Genomic DNA, 21,259 nt, shown 5'->3' with positions numbered 1-21,259 from the left:
GAGCCCGGTCAGGCCAGGCCTGCGGCGCTGCGTGCGTCGAGGACGACGCCGGCGAGAGTGCGCACACCGATCGCGAGGGCACGTTCGTCGAGGTCGAAGTTGGGTGCGTGCAGGTCGACGTGCGGGCCGAATCCGTCCCACACCCCGAGTCTCGCCATCGCGCCCGGAACCTGTTCGAGGTACCAGGAGAAGTCCTCCCCGCCGGGTGACTGCGGGGTGTCGGCGACCGCGTTGGGGCCGATCGCGGCGACCGCACGTTCGAGCATCTCCACGGCGATCTCGTCGTTGACCACCGGTGGCACCCCGCGGAAGTACGACAGGTCATAGCGCACGCCGAGCGGGGCGAGGAGTTCGCCGACGACGCTGCGCACGAGGGGTTCGAGCTCTGCCCAGGTGCCGTGGTCCCCGGTGCGGACCGTGCCCCGCATCCGCCCCTCCTGGGGGATCGCGTTGGCGGCGCTGCCCGCGTTGGCCGCTCCCCACACCATGACCGTGCCCGATCGCGGGTCGACGCGCCGGGACAGGACCCCGGGCAGGCCGGTGATCACGGTGCCCATCGCATAGATCAGGTCACCGGTCAGATGGGGGCGGGAGGTGTGTCCGCCGGCGGAGTGGAGCTGCAGGTCGATGTGGTCGGCCGCCGAGGTCAGCGGACCGGAACGCAGGCCGACGGTGCCGACCGGCAGGCGTGGGTCGCAGTGCAGCGCGAAGATGCGGCCGAGCCCGCTCGTGACCCCCGCCTCGATGGCGTCGAGGGCACCGCCGGGCATGACCTCTTCGGCGGCCTGGAAGATGAGTCGGACTCCCACCGGAAGCGGTTCGGCGGCCGCGAGCAGCTTGGCCACGCCGATCAGGATGGCGGTGTGCGCGTCGTGGCCGCACGAGTGCGACGCGCCCTCGACCGTCGAGGTGAAGGGCAGGCCGGTGTGTTCGGTGACGGGCAGCGCGTCCATATCGGCGCGCAGGCCGATGCGGGGCCCGCCGTCCGGCCCGAGATCGCAGACCACGCCGGTGCCGAGCGGCAGTCGCCGCGGGGTGAGTCCGACGGAGGCCAGTTCACTCAGCACCAGCTCGGTGGTGCGAACCTCCTGCCGGGAGACCTCGGGGTGGGCGTGGATGTCGCGGCGCCACGCGATGAGATCCGGCCCGTGGGCGGCGAGCCACGTGTCGATCGGGTTGGCGGCCGCTGCCGGGCCGGCACCCACGACCGTCATCAGAACACCCCGGGAGGAGTCGGCAGCGCGAGGTCGTCGAGCAGCGGGCCGCGCAGTCCGCGCTTGATGAGTGCGAGGTTGGGACCGACGGTGGCCGTGCGCGCGGCCGCGAGCGCAGCCGCTCGGGCGGTGAGTTGTTCGGCGTCGACCGCCTCGTCGACGATGCCGGCGGCGACCGCGTCGGCGGCCCCGTAGCGTCGGCTGCTGTACATCGCCTCGGTGACGGCCCGGTCGTTCAGTCGGGTCCGCAGGAGCGTGGCCATACCGCGGGTGAACGGCATGTTGAGCGCCGCCTCGGGCAGCGACCAGAACCCGCGCTCGGTGCGCATCAGCACCTGATCGGCGCAGAGGGCGAGCATTGCGCCCGCACCGAAGGCGTGCCCGTTGACGGCGGCCACCGTCGGGACCGGGAGGGTGAGGACCTTCGAGAAGAGCATGTGAACCCGGTCGAGGTAGGCCGGCAGCTTCTCGGGGGCGGCGAAGATGTGATCGGTGTCGAGTCCGTTGGAGAAGAACTTGCCGCCGGCGGTGAGCACCAGCGGGCGCTTCGGATCGGAGCCGACCTCGTCGAGCAGCCGCTCCACCTCGTCGAGCCAGTCCAGCCGGAAGCGGTTCTCGGGGTTCGCTTCGCCGGTCTGATCATCGGGGGCTCCGAGGTGGAGTTCCACGACCTCCCCGGTCTCGTTGAGAAATGGCATGCGCCGACCTTATCGCCTGAGCGCGCGGTCCCGGCGCGCGCGGCCGCAGTCTCGGAGGGTCACGGTCGCGGAGGGTCACGGTTTAGGGTTGGTGCATGGATCCCACAGCCGACGCCGACGCCGCGGCCATCGTCGCCGCGGCCACGATCGCCGCCGAGACCGATGCTGCGGCACACGATGTGGCCGTCATCCTCGGCTCCGGGTGGGCGCCGGCCGCCGAGGCGTTCGGGACACCCATCCGCTCACTGCCGATGGCGTCGATCCCGGGTTTCACCCCGCCGAAGGCGGCCGGCCACGGCGGTGTCATCCATTCGGTGCGCATCGGCGACCGCCGAATCCTGTTGATGCTCGGCCGTATTCACGCTTATGAGGGACACGACCTCGCACGGGTGGTCCACCCGGTTCGGACTGCTGCGGCTGCCGGGGTCCACACGGTGGTGCTGACCAACGCCGCGGGCGGGTTGCGCGAGGACTTGTCGGTCGGTCAGCCGGTGCTGATCTCCGATCACCTCAATCTGACGGCACGTTCCCCGCTCGTGGGTGCGGATTTCGTCGATCTCGTCGACGCCTACTCCCCCCGTCTGCGTGAGCTGGCGCGCCGGACCGCCCCGTCCTTCACCGAAGGCGTCTACGCCGGCCTGCCCGGCCCCCACTACGAGACACCCGCGGAGATCCGGATGCTGCGGACCCTCGGCGCCGACCTGGTCGGGATGTCGACGGTGCACGAGACCATCGCGGCCCGCGCCGCCGGGCTCGAGGTCCTGGGGATGTCCCTGGTCACCAACCTGGCCGCCGGCATGACCGGTGAGCACCTCAGCCACACCGAGGTCCTCGAGGTGGGCCGGAGTTCGGCGGCCCGCATGGGCGAGTTGCTGGCCCGGATCGTCGGCGAACTCTAGGCCCGTCCGCGTCGTTGCGAACCGGCCACACCGGCCGAACCCGAAGGAGCGAGGATGACCTACCCACCCAGCGGGCCCGGCGGCTACCCCAGGGGATACGAGCAGGGGGGATACGAGCAGGGGGGATACGAGCAGGGCGGTTTCGCATCGGGCAGCTATCCGCCGGGCGGCCATCCACCGGGTCCGCCGCGCTCTCCGTGGTCGTCGCCGGCCGTACTGGTCGCCATCGGTGCCGGGATTCTGCTCGTGGTGGTCGGGGTGCTCGCCGCGCTGCTCCTGATCCCCTCCGACGAGGACTCGGCCGATCAGGACACCGCGGCCGGTTCGCAGTCCACGGCGTCGACGTTCACGAGCACGGTCACGCAATCGCCGGCGCCGACCCCCACGACGAACCTCACACCGGCCACGACGCCGACCAGCCGCCCGACCCCGACCGTGGCGGGCGCCGACTGGCAGGGGTTCACCTCCGGGCCGCGGTGCAACGCCGCCGACGACCCGGCGATCGCGATCGGGCAGACGTCCCGGTCGCGCGTCGTCATCTGTCAGGTCGGCTCCGCGACGGGACGCTGGTACTACAAGGGCCTGGCACCCGAGGGCGGCATCGAGGTGCAGTTCCCCACCCGTACCGGTGACACCTTCGAGGCGCGCAACGGGGCGGTCCGCTACATCGTCTCGCCGGCGAGCCTCACCATCGTCGACGGCGGTTCGGTGATCGGCGAGGAGCCGATGCTGGCCTACTGGTCGCTACCCGGCTGAGCCTTCCCGGCTAGCGCGGCCCGAACTGCCTGTCCCCGGCATCGCCGAGACCCGGCACGATGTAGTTGACCTCGTCGAGCCCCTCGTCGACCGCGGCCACCACGAGGCGACACGGGTGACCCGACTTCTCCAGTGCCGCAACACCTTCAGGAGCGGCGACGACGCACACGGCGGTGATGTCGGTCGCGTTGCGCGCCACCAGCAGCTCGATGGTGTGCAACATCGAACCACCGGTCGCGAGCATCGGGTCGAGAACGAAGACAGGCAGTCCTGACAGATCCTCGGGAAGCGATTCCAGATACGGCACCGGCTGTGCCGTCTCCTCGTCGCGGGCGATCCCCACGAACCCGACGTGCGCCTCGGGGACCATCGCATGCGCCTGCTCGACCATCCCGAGTCCCGCACGCAGCACCGGCACGAGCAGGGGCGGTGTGGCCAGGCGCGACCCGGTGTGTGCCCTCATCGGCGTGTTGATCGTCACCTCGACGCTCGGGGCGTCGGCCAGCGCCTCGTAGATCAGCATCTGGGTGAGATCCGACAATGCGGCACGAAACCCGGCGTTGCCGGTCTTCTCGTCGCGCATGGTGGTCAGGCGCGCGGCTGCGAGGGGGTGATCGACGATCAGGCAATCCATGACGACCACCCTATTTCCTGGGCGGGACACGCGTGCGGGTTGGCCGACTCGTCGTCTTCTCCGTCATCGCCTACCATCCCCGTCGCCGGCGACGAGATGGAACCGGCGCGGTCTCCCCCGCGTCTGAGTCCCATGAGCCGCCACCCCATGTCCACCCCGTCCGTCGCACCGCCACCCGATCGTGCGACACCGCACCGACTCTCCGTCGAACCGGTTGCCATGCAGCATTTCTCCGACGCGCACCGGTCGGGCGGTCAACTCCTCGGCGGTCAACTCCTCGGCGGGACCGCCCACGCCGACCAGGCCGCCCTCATCGACCTCGGGATCACGTTCGGGATGATCGGCGCCGAGTTCCTCGCCGCCGTCGTCGAGTTCCTCGAGATCCACCGCCGATGCCTCGACACCGCGGCGGCGGCGCAGCAGCAGCTCGCGGTGCGCGCCGACGACGCCGCCACCCTCTACGCCGCCACCGACCGGACGGCCGCCGAACGGGAACTCACCCTGTGATGATCGCCGTCGAGATTCTCATCGAGCCGCTACGGGTGCTCGTCGCCGCGCTCGGGACCGGGGTCCTGGCACCGGGCAATCCCGCGGAGCAGATCGGCCGGGCCTCGGCCGCCGTCGATGCGGCACGTCGACGGTCCGCGCAGGCCACCGACACCGCACTCGCCCGCTGGGAGGGAGCGGGGGCGGCCGCCGCGGGAGGTGCGGCGGCCTCGATGCAGCGGAACATGGCCGGGCTGGCCGACGGCGGCGACGAGTTCGGGCGTCTGGTGGAGGGCGCGGGACGCACGGTCCACACCGCCGCGATCCAGCTGAGCGGACTGGTGGATTCGTTCGAGCGGCGCGCCCGGGGCCTGGCCGGCGGGCTGTTCACCCCGGCGGGCCTCCTGACGATCCTGCCGGTGGCCGTCGACCACATCGGCCGGGGCATGGAGATCGTCGCCCGCACCCGCGCCGATCTGCGGTCGGACACCGACGCCATGGCCGCCCTGACCCGACGCATCGCCCCCGCGACGATCACGACGGGCTTACCGGGCGCACCGGGCGCACCGGGCACCGGAGGCGGCCTGTCCACGACGCCGGTGGCCGGCGGGGTCCCGATCACACTCCCCGACGGTTCGGTCGCCTACGCACCCGATGAGCGAGCGGCAAAGGCGGTGCGCGCCGCGTTGAGCCAGCGCGGGGTCCCCTACGTGTGGGGCGGCACCACCCCGAACGGATTCGACTGCAGCGGCTTCACCCAGTGGTCGTACCGCCAGGCCGGGCTCGAACTCCCGCGCCTCGCGCAGGAACAGGACACCGCGGGGACCCGGGTGTCGCAGGCGCAACTGCAGCCCGGCGATCTCGCGGTCTGGTCGGGCCACGTGGCGATGTACATCGGCAACGGTCAGATGATCGAGGCAGGCAATCCGGTCGGTGTCTCGCCGGTCCGGACGACCAATCTCGATCAGGTCTTCGAAGGTTTCTTCCGCCCCCGGTGACAACCGTGCGCCGCCTGCGCCGAGGCGGTTCACCGAGCCGTCGCCGGCCCACCACCCGACGTCTGTGGGGGCACTACTGGATTCACGGGCACCAATCGCTAGGCTGTGTCCCCATGGCCGGAGACATCGTCCCGATTGAGCTCGGACTCACCGACGGAAACAGCTTCACCCTCTGGGCGCCCCGCTGGCGCGAGGGTGACGACGAGTGGGAGGCGTTCCTCGGACTCGACGAGGATCTCTACGTCCTGCCCGGGGTCGCCGAGCTCGCGGCGTTCATCCGCAACAACGACGACAACGACCTCGTCGAGCATCCAGCATGGTCGACGGTCGTCGGTCTGCAGGCCGACGAACTGGTCCCCGACGAGCGCCACACCTACGACCTCGTCGGTGTCCCGGAGCTCGCGGCAGAAGACCCCACCGCCGAGGTCATCGCCGAACTCGAGGACGCCCTCGAGATCGTGCGCATCCTGGGCGAGGTCTGCGAACTGACCCCGATCACCAAGTTCTTCAACGGCAATCCGATCCTCGGCGCGGTCACCACCGGGACCCGCAACTTCGACGGGCGCGACGGCACCGACCTCTGGGTGCGCATCGGCCGCCTCATCGCCAAGCACTGGGACGACGTCCTCGACGCGATCGACGAGGTCATCACCACCCCCGAGGTCGACGCGAAGGCCGTCGAGACCGCCGAGGCCGAACTCGAGGCCGCCGCCTCGGCCGAGGACGAGGACGAGCCGACCGAGGACGACGACCTCGAGATCGTCGGCGCCGACACCGACGAGAGCACCGAGGACGACGACGAAGACGAGTCGGACGACGACGAAGACGATCTCGACGATTACGACGACGATGATTTCTGGGCGTCCGTCGGCATCGACCCGATCAAGATCGTCACCGGCGTGGGCGAGTACCTGACGTTGCGCTGCTACCTCGGCGACGACCCGGTCTTCCTCGGCGACAACGGCAAGATCTTCGTGTTCACCTCGGCGCGCTCGCTGTCCCGCTTCCTCGCCGACGACAACGCCCACGACCTGAGGGACCTGTCCACCTTCGAGCAGGTCCGCACCGAGGCCACCGACGGTTCGCTCGAGTTCGACGTCATCGACGACAACGTCTACGTCCTGCCCGGTCTCGCCGACGACATCGCCGACGGCCCCCGCCGCATGGACCGCGACCAGCTCGACCTCGCCGTCGAACTGTTCACCGACGCCGCCGACTACGCCGGTGACGACACGGTGAGCGAGGCCCTCGGCACGACCACCCCCCTGGGCTGGTTCGTCGACTACACCGTCAACCCCGATCCCAAGCGGATGGCCCCGAGCGGCCCGTTCGACAACGAGGCCGAGGCATGGCGCGCGCTGGAGCACGACTTCGAGAGCCGGCTGGTCAAGAAGGGCTGACCCAGAGGGTCCCGCGCGGCCGCGGCCGCGGTCGGGGCCCTTGCAGTGGCTGCAGTGGGTGGCCCTCCGTCGAGGCCTTCAGCCGACGAGCACCGCGTATCCGGGCTTGATCACGTCGTCGATGAACGCGAGCCGCTCGTCGAAGTGGATGAATGCCGACTTCATGGCGTTGACCGTGAACCGCTCGAAATCGGCCCAGCCGTAGCCGAACCGGTCGGCGAGCAGGGCGAACTCCCTGCTCATCGTGGTGCCGGACATGAGCCGGTTGTCGGTGTTCACCGTGACGCGGAACCGTAGCCGTGCGAGAACGTTGAACGGATGCTCCTCCAGCGAGGGGACCGCCCCGGTCTGCACATTCGAGCTCGGACACAGCTCGAGCGGAATGCGCTTGTCCCGCACGATGTTCGCGACCTGACCGAGCCGCGCGCCGTCGAAGGAGTGGGCCGCGAGATCGACCCCGTCGGGCAGCTCGATGTCGTCGAAGACCCGCACCCCGTGGCCCAGCCGGTCGGTACCGCAGAAGCCGATCGCCTCGTGGATCGACGGAAGGCCGAATGCCTCACCGGCGTGAATGGTGAACGGCGCGCAGTTGGCCCGCATGTACTCGAAGGCATCGAGGTGCCGCGTGGGGGGATGACCGGCCTCGGCACCGGCGATGTCGAAGCCCACGACGCCGCGGTCGCGGTATCGCACCGCGAGTTCGGCGATCTCGCGCGAGCGCGCCGCGTGCCGCATCGCGGTGACCAGGCACCGGACGGTGATCCGCTTGCCGCGGTCGGCCGCGATCTGCTCGCCCTCGGCGAAGCCGCGCAGGACCGCCTCCACCACCTCGTCGAGGTCCAGGCCGCTTTCCAGGTGCTGCTCAGGCGCATACCGGACCTCGGCGTAGACGACCCCGTCGTCGGCGAGGTCCTCCACGCACTCGCGGGCCACCCGTTCGAGCGCGCCGACGGTCTGCATCACGGCGACGGTGTGGGAGAACGTCTCGAGGTAGCGCTCCAGGGAGCCGCTGTCGGCGGCATCGCGGAACCACCGGGCCAACGCGGGGGCGTCCGAGATCTGTGTACCGTCCGGGCCGGCGGGCAGTGCGTCGTAGCCAACCTCCTGGGCGAGTTCGAGCACCGTGGCGGGTCGCAGCCCGCCGTCGAGGTGATCGTGCAGGAGCACCTTGGGGGCGAGGGAGATGTTCGCCGGGGTCAGCGTCGTCATGGTGTGAACCTAACGTGGTCGATGATGAGCGGCCGTCCGCCCGCGCCGGGATCGCCGGCATGTTCTGCGATCGTCACCGCATCCACCAGGGCGGCCCGCGCACCCGGGAGCCGCGCCTCGTCCCGGCTGTGCAGTGTGAACAGCGGCTGCCCGGCGCGCACCCGGTCGCCCGGTTTGGCGTGGATGCTCACCCCGGCCTCGGCCGACACCGATTCGCCGGGTCGTGACCGGCCTCCGCCCAGCCGCCATGCCGCGTCGCCGACCGCACGGGCGTCCATGGCGACGACGACGCCGCTGCGGTCGGCGGTGAACTCGTCCCGGTGCCGGGCCGCGGGCAGCTGCGCGTCGGGATCCCCGCCCTGCGCGGCGATCATCGCGCGCCAGGAATCCATCGCCGCGCCGTTGGCGAGGTTCGCCGCCGGATCGGCGTCGGGGAATCCGGCCGCGTCGAGCATCTCGCGTGCCAGCGCCAGGGTCAGTTCGACGACGTCGGCGGGACCACCGCCGGCGAGCACCTCCACCGCCTCGGCGACCTCCACGGCGTTCCCGACGGCCAGCCCCAGGGGCGTGCTCATGTCGGTGATCACCGCACGGGTGTCCACGCCGGCCTCGAGGCCCAGTTCGACCATCGTCGAGGCCAGTTCGCGGGCGTCGTCCTCATCGGGCAGGAATGCACCCGAGCCGGTCTTCACGTCGAGCACGAGCGCGCTGGTGCCCTCGGCGATCTTCTTGCTCATGATCGAGCTGGCGAGCAGCGGGATGGATTCGACGGTGCCGGTGACGTCACGCAGTGCGTAGAGCTTGCGGTCGGCGGGGGCCAGGTCGTCACCCGCGGCGCAGATGACCGCGCCGACCCGTTCGAGCTGATCGATCATCTCCTCGCTGCCGACCTGCGCGCACCAGCCCGGAATGGACTCGAGCTTGTCCAGGGTCCCGCCGGTGTGCCCGAGCCCGCGGCCGGACAGCTGCGGCACCGCGACCCCGAACGACGCCACCAGCGGTGTCAGCGGCAGCGTGATCTTGTCGCCGACGCCCCCGGTGGAGTGTTTGTCGACAGTCGTCAGCGGCCTGCCGTCGCGCCGCAGCCCGGAGAGATCCATACGCCGGCCGCTGTCGATCATCGCCCGCGTCCACGACGCGATCTCCCGGCGGTCCATCCCGCGCAGACAGATGGCCATCAACAGTGCCGACATCTGCTCCGGGGCGACCTCGCCCCGGGTGTACCCGTCGACCATCCAGGCGATCTGGGCGTCGGCGAGCCGGTGCCCGTCCCGCTTGGTGGCGATCACCGAGACGGCGTGGATGGCCTCGTCGGCATCACGTCCACCGGGGTCGGCGCTCATGAACGCACCGCGGCGAGATCGTCGGGGCCGAACGCGTCGGGCAACAGCTCCCCCAGCCTGCGGGGCCCGTCCGGGTGGTCGACGAGCAGCTCGGGCCCGCCGTGCTCGAGCAGGACCTGCCTGCACCGGCCGCAGGGCATGAGGACGGCGCCGCGGGCGTCGCTCACGCTGACCGCGTCCAGAGTCCTCTCACCGCCGGAGACCAGCTGTGCGATCAGCGCGACCTCGGCGCAGATGCCGAGTCCGTATGAGACATTCTCCACATTGCAACCGGTCACGACACGCCCGTCGGGTGTGAGACCCGCGGCGCCGACGGGGTAGCCCGAGTAGGGCGCATACGCTCGCGGAATCATACCGATTGCGCTGTCCCGCAACTCTTTCCATTGACCATCAGAAACCACGTCGCTCTCCCGTCACAGATGCCTACCAGCGAGTAAGATGGATGTCACCGCCACTAAACCTTGGGTAAGGCAAACCTAAGTCGTAATGCCTTGTCGCTCAAATCGGTTCGGGCAATTTACCACCGCAATGGGCTTGGGTTTAGAGTCTTTTTCCATGGGTCCATGGTCGAGTCGGAGCATGCCGATTCGACGCGTCCATCGACGATGTTGGAGGCCACTTTCCCGATGAGCACCTCGACCGAAGTCGCACCTGACCCGGTGCGTCGACGTTCTCTGTACCGCGGCGACCCCGGAATGTGGTCCTGGGTTCTGCACCGCATCACAGGCGTCACCATTTTCTTCTTCCTTTTCGTACACGTACTGGACACCGCGGTCATCCGCGTCGACCCGAACCAGTACGACGCGATCATCGAGACCTACAAGACGCCGATCATCGGCCTCATGGAGATCGCGCTGGTCGCCTGCGTCCTGTTCCACGCCTTCAACGGCGTGCGGCTGATCCTGGTGGACTTCTGGTCCAAGGGACCCAAGTACCAGCGCCAGATGCTGTGGGTGGCCATGACCCTGTTCGTCGTCGTCTTTGCCGCCGGCACGGTCCGCCTGCTGCAGATCATGATCAGCCACCTGTAGGAGACACCAGAGATGACCACCTCGGAAGCCATGGGTGTCGCCAAGACCCTCGGCAAGGAACACGACCGTCCCGCGAGCCTGGACAACCCCCGCTCGCCCCGCAAGCCCAAGGGCGGCAACTTCGAGAAGAACGCATGGTTGTTCATGCGGTTCTCGGGTCTGCTGCTCGTCGTCCTGACCATCGGCCACCTGTTCATCATGCTGGCGTGGGACGGCGGCGTGCACCGCATCGACTCCTCGTTCGTCGCCGCTCGCTGGAGCTCGCCGTTCTGGCAGATCTGGGACCTGACCATGCTGTGGCTGGCCCAGCTACACGGTGGCAACGGCGTACGCACCGTGATCGCCGACTACTCCCGCAAGGACTCGACCCGCTTCTGGCTGAACGTGCTGCTGGGCGTGTCGATGATCCTCGTGCTCGTGCTCGGCACGTACGCGATCCTCACCTTCGACGTCAACAGCGTCGGCTAAAGGAGACCTGAAACATGCAGGAACACCGCTATGACGTCGTCATCGTGGGCGCCGGCGGCGCCGGTATGCGCGCGGCGATCGAAGCCGCCCCGCGAGCCCGCACCGCGGTACTGACCAAGCTCTACCCCACTCGCAGCCACACCGGCGCGGCTCAGGGCGGCATGTGCGCCGCGCTGGCCAACGTCGAAGAGGACAACTGGGAGTGGCACACCTTCGACACCGTCAAGGGCGGCGATTACCTCGCCGACCAGGACGCCGTCGAGATCATGGCCAAAGAGGCCATCGACGCGGTGCTCGATCTGGAGAAGATGGGGCTGCCGTTCAACCGCACCCCCGAGGGCAAGATCGATCAGCGTCGTTTCGGTGGCCACACCCGTGATCACGGCAAGTCGCCCGTGCGCCGCGCGTGCTACGCCGCCGACCGCACCGGTCACATGATCCTGCAGACGCTGTACCAGAACTGCGTCAAGCACGACGTCGAGTTCTTCAACGAGTTCTACGCCCTGGACATCTGCCTCACCGAGAACGAGGACGGCGAGCAGGTCGCCACCGGCGTCGTCGCCTACGAGCTCGCCACCGGTGAGATCCACGTCTTCCACGCCAAGTCGATCGTCTTCGCGACCGGCGGCTCGGGCCGCATGTACAAGACCACCTCGAACGCGCACACCCTGACCGGCGACGGCATGGGCATCATCTTCCGCAAGGGCCTGCCCCTCGAGGACATGGAATTCCACCAGTTCCATCCGACCGGCCTGGCCGGCCTGGGCATCCTCATCTCGGAGGCCGTGCGCGGTGAGGGCGGCATCCTGCGCAACGCCGACGGCGAGCGCTTCATGGAGCGCTACGCCCCCACCATCAAGGACCTCGCGCCCCGCGACATCGTGGCCCGGTCGATGGTGCTCGAGGTACTCGAGGGACGCGGCGCCGGACCCAACAAGGACTACGTCTACATCGACGTGACCCACCTCGGCGAGGACGTTCTCAACGAGAAGCTCCCCGACATCACCGAGTTCGCGCGCACCTACCTCGGCGTCGACCCGGTCACCGAGTACGTGCCGGTGTTCCCCACCTGCCACTACGTCATGGGCGGCATCCCGACCAACATCAACGGTCAGGTGCTGCGCAACAACGACGAGGTCGTCCACGGCCTGTACGCGGCCGGCGAGTGCGCCTGCGTGTCGGTGCACGGCGCCAACCGCCTCGGCACCAACTCGCTGCTCGACATCAACGTGTTCGGCCGGCGTGCGGGTATCGCCGCCGCCGAGTACGCGAACTCCGCCGAGTTCGCCGAGCTGCCCGAGGCGCCGACCGAGATGGTCGACGACTGGCTGGAGCTGCTCCTCAGCGAGCACGGACACGAACGCGTCGCCGACATCCGCACGGAGCTGCAGGCGTCCATGGACGCCAACGCGTCGGTGTTCCGCACCGAGGAGACCCTCAAGCAGGCGCTGGCCGACATCCACGGGTTCAAGGAGCGCTACGCGCAGGTGCGTGTGCACGACAAGGGCAAGCGCTTCAACAGCGACCTGCTCGAGGCCATCGAACTCGGCTTCCTGCTGGAGATGGCAGAGGTCACCGTGGTGGGTGCTCTCAACCGCAAGGAATCGCGCGGCGGCCACGCCCGCGAGGACTACCCGGATCGCGACGACGTCAACTACAAGCGACACACCATGGCCTACAAGAAGGGCACCGATCTCCTCTCGGATATCGAGCTGGACTACAAGCCGGTCGTGGAAACCCGCTACGAGCCGATGGAGCGTAAGTACTGATGACATCTGTTCTGGACAAGCCCGCGCCCTCCTCCGACGAGCCGCCGCTGCCCCCGGTGCCCGACGAGGCCACCATGGTCACGTTGAAGATCTTCCGGTTCAACCCGGAGAACCCCGACGCCCAGGGCTTCGAGAGTTTCCGCGTGCCGGCGCTGCCGACCGACCGCCTGCTCAACCTGCTGCTGTACGTGAAGGGCTACCTCGACGGCAGCCTGACCTTCCGCCGCAGCTGCGCGCACGGCGTCTGTGGTTCGGACGCCATGCGCATCAACGGCGTCAACCGTCTCGCCTGCAAGCTGCTCATGAAGGACATGCTCCCCAAGGACAAGTCCAAGGAGATCACCATCACCATCGAGCCGATCCGCGGCCTGCCGGTGGAGAAGGATCTCGTGGTCGACATGGAGCCGTTCTTCGACGCCTACCGCGCGATCAAGCCGTTCCTGATCACCTCGGGCAACGAGCCGACCCGTGAGCGCATCCAGAGCCAGACCGACCGCGCACGCTTCGACGACACCACCAAGTGCATCCTCTGTGCCTGCTGCACGACGAGTTGCCCGGTGTTCTGGACCGAGGGCTCCTACTTCGGTCCGGCCGCGATCGTCAACGCACACCGGTTCATCTTCGACAGCCGCGACGAAGCCGCCGTCGAGCGTCTCGACATCCTCAACGACGTCGACGGTGTGTGGCGTTGCCGCACCACCTTCAACTGCACCGACGCCTGCCCGCGTGGCATCCAGGTGACGCAGGCCATCTCCGAGGTCAAGCGCGCACTCATGTTCTCGCGCTAAGTAATCCAGACTTTCTCTGCAGCCCGATGACGGCCCGCACCCACCCGGTGCGGGCCGTCTTCGTATCCCGTCGGCTTCATACCTGGCCGGCTTCGTACCCTGCCGGCTTCGTACCCTGTCAGCTTCGTACCCCGTCAGCCCGGGCGTCGGAACACCCCGGCCACGATCGCGTCCACGAGTTCGTCCTCCTCGGCGGGATCGGCCGGCCACCGGAGCATGGCGAGCACCGAGCGGATCGCGAATCGTGCCGAGGCGGTGTCGTCGGGGTCGATGCCGATCAGTTCGACGGCGACGGCGATCACCGCGGGCGAGGTGAGCACGGTCAGTGTCGCGGTGACGATGTTCTCCGAACGCAGGAACTGCCGGATCACCCGGTCGGCGCGCAGCGCGGCCAGCCGCGGCCACGATCGCGGTCCGCGCTCGCTGCGGCCCCGTCATACCCGTGGTGGCCGCGCGGATGGCACCGAGCACCGGTTCGGACGTGGACGCGAGAACCGCCTCCACGAGTGCACCCTTGCCGCCCGCGTGGCGGTAGACGGTCGCGCGTGAACAGTGCGCGCGGCGGGTGTGTTCATCGATGTCGAAGGCGTCGAGTCCACTCTTGGCGATCAGCGCCACGGCCACGATGGTCTGGCACGAGGACGGCTCGGTGTCGGAGTTCCCGGTCGCCGGTCTCGGAGACGCGCTACACGTCCTGGCGACCGCAGACGGCGCACGCCACCGCGATCACCGCACACTCGTCATGCCGTCGGTGGCGCCCGCGAGGATCCGCGCTCCCGAACCGCACATCCGCCGTCTGATCTCCGACGCCTGGGACGCGGGAGTGAACGACGATCGGATCGACTGGATCTCCGCTGTCGCGCAACGTGTTCCGACGTCCGTCGTGGTCGAACTCATCGGGTTGCCCGTTGCCGATGTCGAGATCCTCACCCGATGGGCCGTCGAGACCAACGCACTGATCGACGGCATCATCACACCTGAGCAACTCACCACCGCGCCCGCGGCCGTCGGCGAGGTCACCGACTACCTGTCCCGCGCCCTGACGCGCGAGATCGACACCGGTGAGGGCCACGGGACGGGCCGCACCGTCCTGGCCGATGTCGCGCGGCGTCGCCGACGGGCGCCTCGACCACTCGGCGGCCGTCATGATCCGCTTCCAAGTCGTAGCGGCCGGCGCCGAATCCACCGTGAGTCTTCTGGGCGATCCCGCACACTTCGACGATCCCGCCCGCGTCGACCTCGACCCCACCACCCGACGGCCACACCTCGGCTTCGGCAAAGGGCTGCACCTGTGTGTCGGCGCAGCGCTGGCCCGACTCCAGGCCCGTCTGGCCATCGAACATCTCATCGGCGCGACAACGGGTTTCCGGGTGGAGGTGTCAGAAGCACAACGAGACGACGGCCTGCTCGTCCGCAAACTGACAGCCCTACCGGTGTCGGTGTCGGTGTCGGTGTCGAACTGACGGGCCTGCGCACAGCCGAAGCGGGTACGGAACCGAAGAGACGTGGGGTGCGTCGAAGAAGGACCGAGCGCCAACCGCACCGGCCTTCCCGAACGGAGTTCCCTGTGATCCGCACCTTGTTGTTCCGACTGCTGCTCACCGCGGTGGTGAGCGCAACCCTCGGCGTGGCGGTGTTCGCCCCCGCCCGGGCCGCACCGCACGCGCCGGACGGCGATCGCATCACCATCACCCTGATCTCCGACCGCCAGCACAACAGCGCGGCCGCCTGGTACGACGCGGACGGCCGGCTCCGCACACAGACCGACGTGCCACTGCTACACCAGGATCCGGAGACCAGGCGGTGGTCGGCGTCGATGGTGTACACGAGACGTTCGCCGGGAGTCCCCCTCGACACGCTCTTCCAGTCGGGCGGACGGTTCGCCCGCTGTGAGATCCGCGTGAATTCGGCAGTGGTGGCCGAGCACACGGCGCGCGGTCGCCACGCAACCAGTTCGTGCCGGCCGCGCAACCCATGATCGGCGAACGGATATCGGCTTCGGATCCGGTGTCCGAACCGCTTACGCGATCGGCGTTGTCGCAGTTGGGGAGAGGAATCCCGCATCACGACCGTAAGCTGGCTCTCGTTATGAATACCTGAGCGGGAGTACGCGCATGGCGGACAGCGTCGAGACCGAGGTGATCGAGGGCGGCACCAAAGGGCTCCGTGCCGGTTCGATCGGCCTCCTCGGCAACGTGATCATCGGACTGTCCGCTGTCGCACCGGCCTACAGCCTCGCCGCCACGCTCGGGTACGTGGTCGCCGGCGTAGGCGAGAAGGCACCGGCGATGTTCGTGCTGGCGTTCATCCCGATGCTCCTGGTGGCCTTCGCCTATCGCGAGCTCGCTCGCGACACCCCCGACTGTGGGACCACGTTCACCTGGGGCACAAAGGCTTTAAGTCCGTGGATCGGCTGGATCGGCGGCTGGGGACTGGCTGTATCGGCAATCATCGTGCTCGCGAACGTCGCCGAGATCGCCGCGATCTACCTGTTCCGGTTCCTGAATCTCGCCGGTCTGGCGGAGAGCCTCCTCGCCAAGGTTCTGCTGGGCGGTGCTTTCATCATCGCGATGACATGGATCAGCATCCGCGGCATCGTCATCAGCGAACGGATGCAGGCGGTCCTGATGTTCATCCAGTTCGCGGTGCTCGTCACCGCGAGCCTGATCGCACTGATCAAGGTCGGCACCGGAACGGCGGGCGAACGGGCGATCAGTCCCGAACTGTCCTGGCTGTGGCCCGGCGGACTCGATCAGTCACAGATCGCGGCGGCGGTGATCCTGTGCATCTTCATCTATTGGGGTTGGGACGCGTGTCTGGCGATCGGCGAAGAGACCAGGGACCCCGAGAAGACACCCGGGCGGGCAGCGGTGATCACGTGCGTGATCCTGGTCGCCACGTATGTGCTCGTCGCCTACGCCGTCCAGTCCTTCGCGGGCTTCGGCGACACCGGGATCGGACTCGGCAACGAGGAGAACACCGACGACGTCCTGACCATCCTCGGCGACCCGGTCGCCGGTGGTGCCATGGCGGCCGCTCTCCTCCTGACCGTCAGCGTGTCGGCACTCTCCTCGACGCAGTCGACAATTCTGCCCACCGCCCGCGGAAGCCTGTCGATGGCCGTCTACAAGGCGCTACCGGACAGATTCGCCTCCATCCACCCCGAGTACATGACACCGGCCTTCGGCACCGCGGTGATGGGCGCCGCGGCACTGATGTTCTACCTGGTCCTGTCACTTCTGAGTCAGAACACCCTGGCCGACTCGATCGCGTCCCTTGGTCTGGCGGTCGCGTTCTACTACGGGATCACCGCGTTCGCCTGCGTCTGGTACTTCCGCCGCAGTCTGTTCGGGTCGGTCCGGCACTTCCTCATGCGCGGGCTCCTGCCGTTTCTCGGCGGCACGGCCATGACGGCAGCGTTCATCCGGTCCGCGATCGACATGGTCGCGCCGGATTACGGTTCCACCTCGGTCGGCGGAGTGGGCGGTGTGTTCGTCCTCGGTGTCGGCATGCTGGTCCTCGGTATCCCGTTGATGCTCGCGTGTTGTGCTCACAACAGCGACTTCTTCCGGGGCAAGACGCTGACCGCGAGCACCAAGGTGAAGGCTCCCGATGTCTACTGATCCCCCGCCCGGCGAGCCGGCCGAGATGGTGCGTCCGGTGCACACCCATGCCCGGATCACCGTCGGCTATCTCGCCACGCCGTCCGGCGCCGACGGGGTGGTGCTGGCGGTCGCGATCGCGCGGGTCACCGGCGCTGCCATCGACCTCGTGTGCGTCGTACGGCCGGTCCCCTACGACGGTCAGCCGGGACTCGCGCAGTATCAGCAGCGCGTCGAGGCGCGGGCGGCCGAATGGCTCACCGAGGGCGCGGCTCTCATCCCCGACGGATTCGAGTACCGCACCGTGGTCACCGTCAACGAGTCGTTCGCCGAGGGGCTGGCGTCGTATGCCGAGCAGACCCGGGCGAGGATGATCGTCGTCGGCGGTACGGGCGACGGTCTGCTGCGGCGGCACACACTCGGCACCATCAGCACCGAGCTCGTACACTCCTCTCCGTTACCCGTGGCCCTGGCGCCCCGCGGATATGCCGACCGCACCCACGTCGTTCTCGACACGGTGACGGTCGCCGTGCCGGTCAAACCCGGCGCCGACAATCCCCTGCCGTTCGCCGAGGCCTTCGCCGAGCGCGCCAAACTCGACATCAGGCTGCTCTCGCTGGTCTCGATCGAATGCCCCTTCGACGACGACACGACCCTGCAGGCGCGCGCAGCGCAGGTGGCGATCGCACGCAAGCTCCTCGAGGACACCCGGGCGGCGGTGAACCCGGCCCTCGACGTCGACGTCCTCGTGGCCGACGGCGCCACTCTCGACGAGGCCCTGTCCAACCTGCCCTGGGACGACAACGACATCGCCGCGATCGGTTCCGGGCATCTCGGTCGGCCCAATCGGGTGTTCCTCGGCAGCACCGCCGCACGTATCCTCCGGTGGACCACGGCGCCGGTCGTCGTCGTTCCCAAGAACAGTCTGCCGCCGCAGGAGCTGACCCCCAGAATCGAAGTCCCGCCGACGAACCGACCCCCGGCGTGATCGACGTGGCATCACCTCAGCTGTCGAAGCCGAGTCCGATCCTGTCCATCAGGCCCAGCCAGGCGCCCCGCCTTCCCTGACGGCGTTCGCTTCGCGCGATCTGAGAACGCGTCAGGGTGATCCCCAGCCAGCGGGCGGGCTCGGGCGGAAACGGCAACGGCTTGCTGCGCACCATCTTCAGCGCCGTGCGTTCGGTGCTCAGCCCGTCGACGAGGTCGAGGGCGGTCGCGGCGGCGAAATGCGAGGCACCCACCCCGAGCCCGGTGAAGCCGACGGCGGTGACCACCCGCCCGGCGTGTGAGGTGTCCCAGAAGGCGCAGAATCGCGAGCAGGTGTCGATGACCCCACCCCATGTGTGCGTGGCGCGGATGCCCTCGAGCTGCGGGAACAGTTGCAGGAGATGTTCGGCGAGCAGGGCGAATTCGTCCGGGCGGTACTCGTGGCGGGTGCTGTCGTCGGAGCCGAAATGGTACGGCGTGTCCCAGCCGCCGAAGAGGAGGCGGTCGTCGGCGGTGAGCCGGAAGTAGTGGAAGCGAGGACCGCTGTCGGCCAGTCCTTCTCGTCCCGACCACCCCAACGACGTCAGTTGCACTCCGCTGAGAGGTTCGGTCATCAGCGCGTAGTCCCACACCGGGACGGTGTAGAGCCGCAGGGAACGGACCAGCGCCCGGCTCGCCGACGTCGCGACCACCGCACGGCGGGCCAGGACCTCGCCGTATCCGGTTCGTGCCCTGATGAATTCACTCTCGCCGGGGCGTCCGTCGGCCAGTCCGAGCACCTCGGTGCCCTCGAAGATGCGTACTCCCGACCGCTCGGCGGCCGCCGCCAGTCCGAACGCCAGCTTCGCCGGATCGATGATCATGACGTCGGGGTCGTAGAGCGCGCCGCGCACCATCGGTGAGTCGACCCGGGCACGTGCCGCGGCGGCGTCGAGCAGCACCAGCTTCTCTCCGAGTGCCTGTCCGGCGGCCGCGGTCTCGGCGAGTCCGTCGTACTGCCAGCCGGTCACGGCCAGGTCGAGTTCACCGGTGCGTTCCAGATCGGCGTCGATGCCCAGGCGGCCCAGCGTGGATTCGATCGCGTCGAGGGTGTCGCGTCCCATCCGCAACAGTGTCGGCATCTCCTCGGCGAAGCGTTCGATCCCGTTGCCGAGGCCGTGGGTGAGGCTTGCCGCACAGAACCCGCCGTTGCGCCCGGACGCGTGCTCGGCGATGCGGTCACGTTCCACGAGCACCACCGATCGGTCCGGATTCCGTTCGGCCGCTTGCACGGCCGTCCACAGTCCGGTGAAACCGCCGCCGATCACCAGCAGGTCGGCGGTGACGTCTCCGACCAGGCGGGGCCGAGGCGCGGGCCGTAGATCACGGTCGAGCCAGTACGGCCGGGCCGCGGCCTGCGCCACCACGTCGACGGCCCGCGGCGTGGGACTGTCCGCCCAGGTGCGGCCGGTCACCGCCGTGGGTCGCCGAGCGCGAAGATCGTTCGGTGCCACTCTTTTTCGGCGACGCCGTGCAGGTCGCTCATGACGTGTTTGATGAGCAGGTATTCATCGAGGGAGTAGGTCGACATGTCCTTGCCGAAGCCCGACGCACCGTAACCGCCGTGCGGCATCTCGCTGATGATGGGGATGTGGTCGTTGAGCCAGACGCATCCGGCCCGGATCTCACGCGAAGCCCGTTGCGCCCGATAGACATCGCGCGTCCACGCCGACGCGGCGAGCCCGTAGGCGGTGTCGTTGGCGCGGCGGATCGCGTCATCGTCGTCGGCGAACGAGCTGACGGTCAGCACCGGGCCGAACACCTCGTCGCGATAGATCTCCGAGTCCTCGGCGACGTCGGCGATCAGGGTCGGCGGATAGTGGGCGCCCGGCCCGTCGGGTACCGCGCCGCCGGTCACGATCCGGGCCCCGGACCCCCGGGCACGGTCGACCATCCCGGCGACCTTCTCCCGGTGCGTACGCGAGATCAGCGAACCGAGGTCGGTCGCCGGATCGGTGGGATCGCCGATGACCACCGAGCGCATGAGATCGGCGACCCCGTCGACGAAGTCGTCGTACAGCGACGGCGCGACGATGGCCCGGGTGGCGGCGGTGCAGTCCTGGCCGCCGTTGATGATCGAGGCCGCCACCGCTCCGTGGACCGCGGCCGGGAGATCGGCGTCGTCGAAGACGACGAACGGCGCCTTGCCACCGAGTTCGAGCTGCACCCGGGCACCGGTGGTCGCGGCCCGGGCCATCACCTGACGGCCGACGGCCGTCGAACCGGTGAACGTGACCATGTCGACGCCGGGGTGCCCGGCGAGGTGCGCACCGGCGTCGGGTCCGGTCCCGACCACGATGTTGAGCACGCCGTCGGGCAGACCCGCCTCGGTGGCGAGTCGGGCGAGCGTCAGTGTCGTCAGGGGGGTGATCTCGGCCGGCTTCAGCACCACCGCGCAGCCGGCGGCGAGTGCCGGGATGACCTTCCACACCGCCATCTGCAGCGGATAGTTCCAGGGCGTGACGGTGCCGACGACCCCGACGGGTTCGCGCCGGATCGAGGAGGTGTGGTCGCCGGAGTACTCGCCGCTCGCCTTGCCGTCGAGGTTGCGCGCGACCCCGGCGAAGAACTCGATGTTGTCGATCGAGCCGGGGACGTCGAATTCGGTGGCGAGCCGGATCGACTTGCCGGTGTCCGCGACCTCCTCGGCGATCAGCAGATCCGAATGCTCGGTCAGCGCACGGGCCAGTGCGTGCAGCACGCCCGACCGTTCCGCCGGCGTCGCACCGCCCCACTCCGCCTGCGCCGCACGGGCACTGCCGACCGCGGCGTCGACATCGGCCGGACCTGCGAGTTTCACCGTGGCGACGAGCTCATCCGTGGCAGGATTGACCACACAGTGCTCGGGACCGTCGGCGTGGTGGGGCTTTCCGTTGATCCAGCCGGACGGGATGGCGGTGGCTGACGACATGCCCTGGGAGTCTACCGCCGCCGGTTC

Annotated in this window: 23 protein-coding genes and 1 pseudogene; 13 read left to right on the top strand and 11 right to left on the bottom strand. The window is 68.9% G+C overall.

Annotated elements, in window-relative coordinates:
• Positions 1–8: 8 nt before the first annotated feature.
• Entirely contained in the window at positions 9–1,214 is a 1,206-nt protein-coding gene (locus H1R19_RS08660; protein ID WP_219851216.1) for an amidohydrolase, read from the bottom strand.
• Positions 1,214–1,912 carry an enoyl-CoA hydratase/isomerase family protein gene (locus tag H1R19_RS08655; protein WP_188331565.1) on the bottom strand — a complete coding sequence of 233 codons (699 nt, stop codon included), beginning with the start codon at positions 1,910–1,912 and terminating at the stop codon, positions 1,214–1,216. Before H1R19_RS08655 ends, H1R19_RS08660 begins: the two co-directional genes overlap by 1 nt.
• A gap of 95 nt (positions 1,913–2,007) precedes the next feature.
• Here H1R19_RS08655 and H1R19_RS08650 point away from each other — a divergent pair, with 95 nt between their 5' ends.
• Both H1R19_RS08650 and H1R19_RS08645 read left to right on the top strand, forming a co-directional pair.
• Entirely contained in the window at positions 2,008–2,811 is an 804-nt protein-coding gene (locus tag H1R19_RS08650) for a purine-nucleoside phosphorylase (RefSeq protein WP_219851215.1), read from the top strand.
• A 54-nt stretch (positions 2,812–2,865) separates the two neighbouring features.
• Positions 2,866–3,567, top strand: coding sequence for a hypothetical protein (locus H1R19_RS08645; RefSeq protein WP_219851214.1), 702 nt, complete (start codon positions 2,866–2,868; stop codon positions 3,565–3,567).
• A gap of 10 nt (positions 3,568–3,577) precedes the next feature.
• On the opposite strand, the gene upp is transcribed toward H1R19_RS08645, so the two are convergent.
• Complete coding sequence (gene upp / locus H1R19_RS08640; protein ID WP_219851563.1) at positions 3,578–4,201, bottom strand: uracil phosphoribosyltransferase; 624 nt, start codon at positions 4,199–4,201, stop codon at positions 3,578–3,580.
• A gap of 147 nt (positions 4,202–4,348) precedes the next feature.
• Here upp and H1R19_RS08635 point away from each other — a divergent pair, with 147 nt between their 5' ends.
• From H1R19_RS08635 to H1R19_RS08625, 3 genes are all read left to right on the top strand, one after another.
• Positions 4,349–4,708, top strand: coding sequence for a type VII secretion target (locus tag H1R19_RS08635; protein ID WP_244970917.1), 360 nt, complete (start codon positions 4,349–4,351; stop codon positions 4,706–4,708).
• Complete coding sequence (locus tag H1R19_RS08630) at positions 4,708–5,685, top strand: C40 family peptidase (protein WP_219851212.1); 978 nt, start codon at positions 4,708–4,710, stop codon at positions 5,683–5,685. The genes H1R19_RS08635 and H1R19_RS08630 overlap by 1 nt, the downstream gene beginning before the upstream one ends.
• Before the next feature lie 113 nt (positions 5,686–5,798).
• Positions 5,799–7,085 (top strand): primosomal protein, encoded by a 1,287-nt coding sequence (locus H1R19_RS08625; RefSeq protein ID WP_188331571.1) that lies wholly within the window; start codon positions 5,799–5,801, stop codon positions 7,083–7,085.
• A gap of 78 nt (positions 7,086–7,163) precedes the next feature.
• Here the strand turns inward: H1R19_RS08625 and H1R19_RS08620 are convergent, their stop codons facing one another.
• Genes H1R19_RS08620 through H1R19_RS08610 form a run of 3 tightly spaced genes read right to left on the bottom strand, consistent with a single transcriptional unit; the run spans position 7,164 to position 10,038 of the window.
• Entirely contained in the window at positions 7,164–8,294 is a 1,131-nt protein-coding gene (locus H1R19_RS08620) for an adenosine deaminase (RefSeq protein WP_219851211.1), read from the bottom strand.
• The gene (locus H1R19_RS08615) at positions 8,291–9,637 is read right to left on the bottom strand and encodes a thymidine phosphorylase (protein ID WP_219851210.1); all 1,347 of its coding nucleotides are present in this window, start codon (positions 9,635–9,637) and stop codon (positions 8,291–8,293) included. The genes H1R19_RS08620 and H1R19_RS08615 overlap by 4 nt, the downstream gene beginning before the upstream one ends.
• The gene (locus H1R19_RS08610; protein WP_188331574.1) at positions 9,634–10,038 is read right to left on the bottom strand and encodes a cytidine deaminase; all 405 of its coding nucleotides are present in this window, start codon (positions 10,036–10,038) and stop codon (positions 9,634–9,636) included. The genes H1R19_RS08615 and H1R19_RS08610 overlap by 4 nt, the downstream gene beginning before the upstream one ends.
• Positions 10,039–10,263: 225 nt before the next feature.
• On the opposite strand from H1R19_RS08610, the gene sdhC reads away from it, so the two are divergent.
• The 4 genes from sdhC to H1R19_RS08590 are packed head-to-tail and all read left to right on the top strand — an operon-like array spanning position 10,264 to position 13,693.
• Positions 10,264–10,668 carry a succinate dehydrogenase, cytochrome b556 subunit gene (gene sdhC / locus H1R19_RS08605; protein WP_188331575.1) on the top strand — a complete coding sequence of 135 codons (405 nt, stop codon included), beginning with the start codon at positions 10,264–10,266 and terminating at the stop codon, positions 10,666–10,668.
• A gap of 12 nt (positions 10,669–10,680) precedes the next feature.
• The gene (locus H1R19_RS08600) at positions 10,681–11,136 is read left to right on the top strand and encodes a succinate dehydrogenase hydrophobic membrane anchor subunit (protein ID WP_188331576.1); all 456 of its coding nucleotides are present in this window, start codon (positions 10,681–10,683) and stop codon (positions 11,134–11,136) included.
• Between the two features lie 14 nt (positions 11,137–11,150).
• Positions 11,151–12,905 (top strand): succinate dehydrogenase flavoprotein subunit, encoded by a 1,755-nt coding sequence (sdhA, locus tag H1R19_RS08595; RefSeq protein ID WP_219851209.1) that lies wholly within the window; start codon positions 11,151–11,153, stop codon positions 12,903–12,905.
• Positions 12,905–13,693, top strand: a complete 789-nt coding sequence (locus tag H1R19_RS08590) for a succinate dehydrogenase iron-sulfur subunit (protein ID WP_188331578.1) — start codon at positions 12,905–12,907, stop codon at positions 13,691–13,693. Before sdhA ends, H1R19_RS08590 begins: the two co-directional genes overlap by 1 nt.
• Positions 13,694–13,827: 134 nt before the next feature.
• Here H1R19_RS08590 and H1R19_RS23400 read toward each other — a convergent pair whose 3' ends face one another.
• From H1R19_RS23400 to H1R19_RS08580, 3 genes and pseudogenes are all read right to left on the bottom strand, one after another.
• Positions 13,828–14,064 (bottom strand): hypothetical protein, encoded by a 237-nt coding sequence (locus H1R19_RS23400; protein ID WP_308258829.1) that lies wholly within the window; start codon positions 14,062–14,064, stop codon positions 13,828–13,830.
• Between the two features lie 181 nt (positions 14,065–14,245).
• Positions 14,246–14,311: pseudogene (locus H1R19_RS23395) on the bottom strand (TetR/AcrR family transcriptional regulator); the annotation flags it as partial.
• Between the two features lie 108 nt (positions 14,312–14,419).
• Positions 14,420–14,713 carry a hypothetical protein gene (locus H1R19_RS08580; protein WP_219851208.1) on the bottom strand — a complete coding sequence of 98 codons (294 nt, stop codon included), beginning with the start codon at positions 14,711–14,713 and terminating at the stop codon, positions 14,420–14,422.
• Between the two features lie 77 nt (positions 14,714–14,790).
• Between H1R19_RS08580 and H1R19_RS08575 the strand changes: the two genes are divergently transcribed.
• The 4 genes from H1R19_RS08575 (at position 14,791) to H1R19_RS08560 (ending at position 18,283) form a co-directional block, all read left to right on the top strand.
• Complete coding sequence (locus tag H1R19_RS08575; RefSeq protein ID WP_219851207.1) at positions 14,791–15,156, top strand: cytochrome P450; 366 nt, start codon at positions 14,791–14,793, stop codon at positions 15,154–15,156.
• A 104-nt stretch (positions 15,157–15,260) separates the two neighbouring features.
• Positions 15,261–15,671: a hypothetical protein gene (locus H1R19_RS08570; RefSeq protein WP_219851206.1), complete on the top strand. Its 411-nt coding sequence runs from the start codon at positions 15,261–15,263 to the stop codon at positions 15,669–15,671.
• Positions 15,672–15,807: 136 nt separating this feature from the next.
• A complete protein-coding gene (locus tag H1R19_RS08565; RefSeq protein WP_219851205.1) occupies positions 15,808–17,316 on the top strand; it encodes an APC family permease in 1,509 nt (502 codons plus the stop codon).
• The gene (locus tag H1R19_RS08560) at positions 17,306–18,283 is read left to right on the top strand and encodes a universal stress protein (RefSeq protein ID WP_372632486.1); all 978 of its coding nucleotides are present in this window, start codon (positions 17,306–17,308) and stop codon (positions 18,281–18,283) included. Before H1R19_RS08565 ends, H1R19_RS08560 begins: the two co-directional genes overlap by 11 nt.
• Before the next feature lie 16 nt (positions 18,284–18,299).
• Here H1R19_RS08560 and H1R19_RS08555 read toward each other — a convergent pair whose 3' ends face one another.
• Both H1R19_RS08555 and H1R19_RS08550 read right to left on the bottom strand, forming a co-directional pair.
• Positions 18,300–19,736: an NAD(P)/FAD-dependent oxidoreductase gene (locus H1R19_RS08555; protein ID WP_219851204.1), complete on the bottom strand. Its 1,437-nt coding sequence runs from the start codon at positions 19,734–19,736 to the stop codon at positions 18,300–18,302.
• On the bottom strand, positions 19,733–21,232 hold the full coding sequence (locus H1R19_RS08550) for a gamma-aminobutyraldehyde dehydrogenase (RefSeq protein ID WP_219851203.1): 1,500 nt from the start codon (positions 21,230–21,232) through the stop codon (positions 19,733–19,735). The genes H1R19_RS08555 and H1R19_RS08550 overlap by 4 nt, the downstream gene beginning before the upstream one ends.
• Positions 21,233–21,259: the final 27 nt, after the last annotated feature.

The organism is Gordonia jinghuaiqii (assembly GCF_014041935.1).
GTDB classification, from domain to species: Bacteria; Actinomycetota; Actinomycetes; order Mycobacteriales; family Mycobacteriaceae; genus Gordonia; species Gordonia jinghuaiqii.
This window is presented reverse-complemented; position numbering and strand designations above follow the sequence as displayed.